The 4,343-nt window shown below is 57.4% G+C and carries 4 protein-coding genes and 1 pseudogene; 3 read left to right on the plus strand and 2 right to left on the minus strand.

All coding sequences use genetic code 11. The annotated features are described in order from the left end of the window. Nucleotides 1-274: 274 nt before the first annotated feature. Together QZX93_RS05895 and QZX93_RS05900 are read right to left on the minus strand one after the other, a co-directional pair. Complete coding sequence (locus QZX93_RS05895; protein WP_295391201.1) at nt 275-931, minus strand: hypothetical protein; 657 nt, start codon at nt 929-931, stop codon at nt 275-277. Nucleotides 932-1,261: 330 nt separating this feature from the next. Continuing rightward, nucleotides 1,262-1,972: a hypothetical protein gene (locus QZX93_RS05900; RefSeq protein WP_295391202.1), complete on the minus strand. Its 711-nt coding sequence runs from the start codon at nt 1,970-1,972 to the stop codon at nt 1,262-1,264. Nucleotides 1,973-2,654: 682 nt separating this feature from the next. Between QZX93_RS05900 and QZX93_RS05905 the strand changes: the two are divergent. From QZX93_RS05905 to QZX93_RS05915, 3 genes and pseudogenes are all read left to right on the plus strand, one after another. Beyond that, nucleotides 2,655-3,466 (plus strand): annotated as a pseudogene (locus tag QZX93_RS05905) (type IV secretion system DNA-binding domain-containing protein); the annotation flags it as partial. Then, the gene (locus QZX93_RS05910) at nt 3,463-3,861 is read left to right on the plus strand and encodes a hypothetical protein (protein ID WP_295391204.1); all 399 of its coding nucleotides are present in this window, start codon (nt 3,463-3,465) and stop codon (nt 3,859-3,861) included. The pseudogene QZX93_RS05905 and the gene QZX93_RS05910, both read left to right, overlap by 4 nt. Beyond that, entirely contained in the window at nt 3,851-4,225 is a 375-nt protein-coding gene (locus tag QZX93_RS05915; RefSeq protein ID WP_295391206.1) for a hypothetical protein, read from the plus strand. The genes QZX93_RS05910 and QZX93_RS05915 overlap by 11 nt, the downstream gene beginning before the upstream one ends. Nucleotides 4,226-4,343 lie beyond the last annotated feature (118 nt).

Here is a 4,343-nt window from a genome sequence, read left to right on the forward strand (position 1 = left end):
CAAACCGACTTCAAGCGAAACACAGGTTTATATTGCATCCGGACGCTTGCTTCTTCGGCAGATCTGCAATAATCAAACGCCGTATTTATTAGCCGTTAAGTAAGCCTCTATCTCAAAATGGTTCTTAGACAGCCTCTAAGTCTAAAGCGGCGCGCGCACCCTGATGAGCTAGCCAATTAGCACGACGCCTGTGGCGCGCGCTCGCTTTTGAGACAAAGGTTAGCCTCTTTTTTTCCGGGAAAAGAGCTCGAGCCTAGCCCCTTATCCCGCGTGGCTACCCGACTACCTGGTTGCCCCATAAAACCAAGTCAAAGTCATCATAATCAATTTTCTGGTATTTTAGTTGAACTAAATGCTTACCCCAGAAACTTTTCTTACTTTTGTTTGGGACTTCTAGCATATAAAAAGGTAATCCTAATTTATAAACAGCCGTCGCTAATTTACCATCACCATCATAATTATCTGAACCCATCCATCCTGCTTTTATTAAAGCTATAATCGTTGGGCAAATTTTATTTTTTGAATATAGATTTTTAAAAGTCTCAAAGTCATCTCCATGCACATATAATAAACTTAATCGATCCGGCCCAAAATCATCGTTGAGCTCATCTGACCTCTTCAGAATGAACCAAATGGATTCATAGAGGAAAGGATTGTCTCTTTTGAATTCCAAGTGATATCCCAAAAAGTTCCGATTTTGGTTATTTATACTATTTTCAACCTGCTGAATAGATACGCCGTTATCAGAATATACAAAACTGAAGATATGACCTCCGAGAAATTTAATGGGATCACCATCTCGGCCTCCAGACGGGTAGTATAAAGATCCTTCAAGTAAGTTTTCTATTTTAACATTATCTAAATCGGTCGAAGATTGAATGGAGGATAACCATAGTGGCATTTCTTTATTCGGTAGCATTTTATTGCTCACAATTTTCCTCTTAAGATTAATTGTTCTGGTGTTTCTGCTAACGTGTTCTACGTTGCATTAGGCTGCCTGTGTACTATGCCGACACGGGCCACCAGTGTGCTAGGCTGCATTAGGATACTAATGTACTAGACTGCAAGCAGTCCAGGCCCCACGTAACCCTCCCCACCCATGGCTACTTCACCCCGCCGCCAAGACGCCACCCTGTTGATCGGAGGAAGCCGCGAGGAACGTGGTCAGCCCTAAGCTTTCCCATCTGCCATAGGCAGATGGGAAAGTAAACGGAGACCCGTTGTCCAATATTGCCAGGTCGCCTTGATACGTCGCCCATTTTCAAATCCCCTTAACGCTCACCTCTAACACCTGGCTCCAATTCCCCACCTGTTCATCGCGGAGGCGATAAATGGCACGATAGCGCCACAGCACCACGGTGCCGGCAGGCGGCAAGGGTGTCGTGTCGATATGGTTGGGAGTCATGTCGATGGTAAGCAGGGAGAAATGGCCGTCGCCATGGTCTGCCTCGAGCTCCAAGGCGTCCATGCCGTGCATGGCCCAGAGGACGCGCGGATGCCCGCCTTTGAAGTCCGCGTTGAGGACCGGCTGCATGGCGGATGGGTCCACCGGGAGGCTTTGCACCGGGATGATGTACAGCGCCTTGCCGATGGCTTCCGTGTAATTCTTGTGTATGCGGATACGCGTGATGACGTTGGACAGATAGCCGAACACATCGAGAAAGGGCTCGCCCGGGGGCGGCGTGAGGATCGGCAGCGTGGGGATAACGGCCTTGCCGGTCGGGGATCCGTCGCGTATGGCGTTCTTCAAAGCCACCGTGGCCTCGCCGGTGGCTTTGTAGGCGGATTGCAGGTCCAGGCTATACTTGAACCAGGCGGTTGCCCTGTCCAGTTCGGACAAGTCGTCGGCGCTGAAGTCCAGCATCGCGGCATAGGCCGACAAGACTGAATTGATATGCACGATCAGGGCCAGCTTGCCCGAATCGACACGAGGGATGACAGTTGAACCCGACACGATGCCCTCCTGTTCCATTCACAGAAACGTTACACAAGCAGCATACGGAACTTAGCGTAACGCTGGGGTCTTGGCGATTGCAAGGGTTTTTTTGTGGATCGCTGCAAAGACCTTCTGCGCGGACTCCGCGACCTTGCGGGTCGACGCCCAGACTCGCGGGACGAACGACCAGACCCTGGGGGCCGGCTCAGACAGTGTCTGGCATGATGCCCAGTCGTCGGGAACAGTGACGGCAGATCGTCGCCAGGCGCCCCAGGGGAGTCGGGCGGCGCCACAAGGTCAGTGGGACGCGCCCCAGGGGCTGGGAACGACGCCAGAAGGTCGTTGGCAGGCGCCACAGGGCCTGTGCAACGGTGAATATTTGGATTGCGGATTCAACTTCTTGGCGCAAGGCTGAAAGGCTAAATATATTCAAATAGTTGCGACCGTTGAGCGATTTCGCGCAAAGCGCTTGGGAACCGATGTAGAAGGTCTCTGCGTCGATGTAGAAGGGCTCTGGCGCGTCTACGAGACCTTGGGAGTGAATACCCAAGGTCGCTGGCGCGACTCCCAGACCGTGGGAGTCACCGCACAAGGTCGCTGCCAAAGCCCCCAGGCATGATGCGTCGCCGCATGGTAGCCCTGGCGGGCTTCCGCGGGATTGGGAGTGGACAATGGAGCCGGGCGCACTCGCCCTGTGGCTCACCGTCGCCGTGGTCGCCTGGTCGAGCGCGGACCTGTGGGCAGCGGATGGGCGCCACCTGGATCCATGGCTTGGGTGGGCGGGATCAGGACCTGCGTGTCCCGTTGGAGCACATCGAAGGACACCTGCTGATCGTGGGTACCACGGGTGCCGGCAAGACACGCGCCTTTGATTTGCTTGTCACCCAGGCCGTGTTGCGCGATGAGGCAGTCGTTATTATCGACCCCAAAGGGGATCAAGACCTGCGCCGGACCGCCGAGCGTGCCTGTGCCCTGGCCGGGAGACCCCAGCGCTTCGTCTATTTCCATCCGGCCTTTCCCGCCGAGTCGGTGCGCATCGACCCGCTGCACAGCTTCAGCCGGGCCACCGAACTGGCGAGCCGCGTGGCCGCCCTGATCCCGAGCGAGACCGGGAGCGATGCCGATAAAGCCCGCCAGGTCCTGGGCAACATCAACAATGTGGTGGCGCTGCGGGTGCTGGATGCGGAGACCCAGAAATACATTGCAGAGAGCCTGCCCATGGCCCGCGTGGTGAGCATCATGGCCGCCCACGGCAGTACCACCGATTCCACCAACCCGCTGCTCTACACCGGCAACACCGGGGAGCGGTTGATGGAGGAGGAGGTCGAACTGTTCCCTCCGGGGCTCTTGGGCCAACTGCCGAACTTCGAGTATGTCGCGCTGTGGTCGGGGGGACGGGTCTCGAAAGGACGGCTGCCGATTCTGGGTGCGCCGCGAGAAGCGGTCGGCACCATGGCGCAGGTGCCGGTGGTGGCGGAACTGCCGCCAACGCCGCAGGCCGAGCCGATGGTCGCGGCGGCCCCCGAGTGAACGCCGCCAATGTGGGCAGACAACACCTCAATGCGGTCCTCACGCGCCGCGCCCAGCGCGATGACCTGATGCAGATCGAGATCGCGTGGCCGGATAGCCGGGCACTGCTGGAGCGCTTGGCGGTCGGACTCAGCACCTACTATGCGACCGACCGCCTGCTCGCGCGCCTGGACGTCATCGTCAGCCAGGCGATCACCGCGTATGGCGCCGCGAAACACGCCCGGCAGTCCGATCGCGACCGCTTTCGTGCCTTCATCGCGGGGATCGCGGCCGTGCTGGAGCCGGATGAACATCGGGCCTTGGCCATGGCCCTGACGCACGCCCAACGGCGCATCATCGGCCGGCAGCTGTCCGTGGTACCGGCGCCCGCCGGGCGTGACACCGATGCTGGATAACAGTCACGACAGCCAGGAGGGCCAAGGCGTTTGGCTCTGGACCATCGTCGCCGGGCTGATCCTGTTCATCATGGAATTTCTGTTGTTTGCCGCGATGGTGCCGACCGACTGGGAACGCCGCGTGAATCACGAGGAACTCGCGGCGTTGGTCCAGGCGGTAGGACCCCGCAGTGCGAACGCCATCCTTGACCGCGCCGCCGGCTGGTATGACGCCGCCTTCATCCAGACCCGTCTCCAGCAATACAGCTACCGCCTCCTGCTGCCCGATCCGCACACGCCGGCCTACGGCATGGAGCCCCTGGCCACCAACCCGATCTGGCCCTGGTTGCGGGGGCGCTTGGACGGCTCTCTGGGATCTCAGTAGGTCGCATAGTTTCTCAAAAACAGCAGGATAGAGCGGTTACACAAAAAGAAAACGGCTCTATGGCAACGTCTGAAAATAGCGTAAGCCTCTGATATAAAGGTTCGGCAGAGCAGTAATC

This window comes from uncultured Thiodictyon sp. (assembly GCF_903946935.1).
GTDB lineage: Bacteria > Pseudomonadota > Gammaproteobacteria > Chromatiales > Chromatiaceae > Thiodictyon.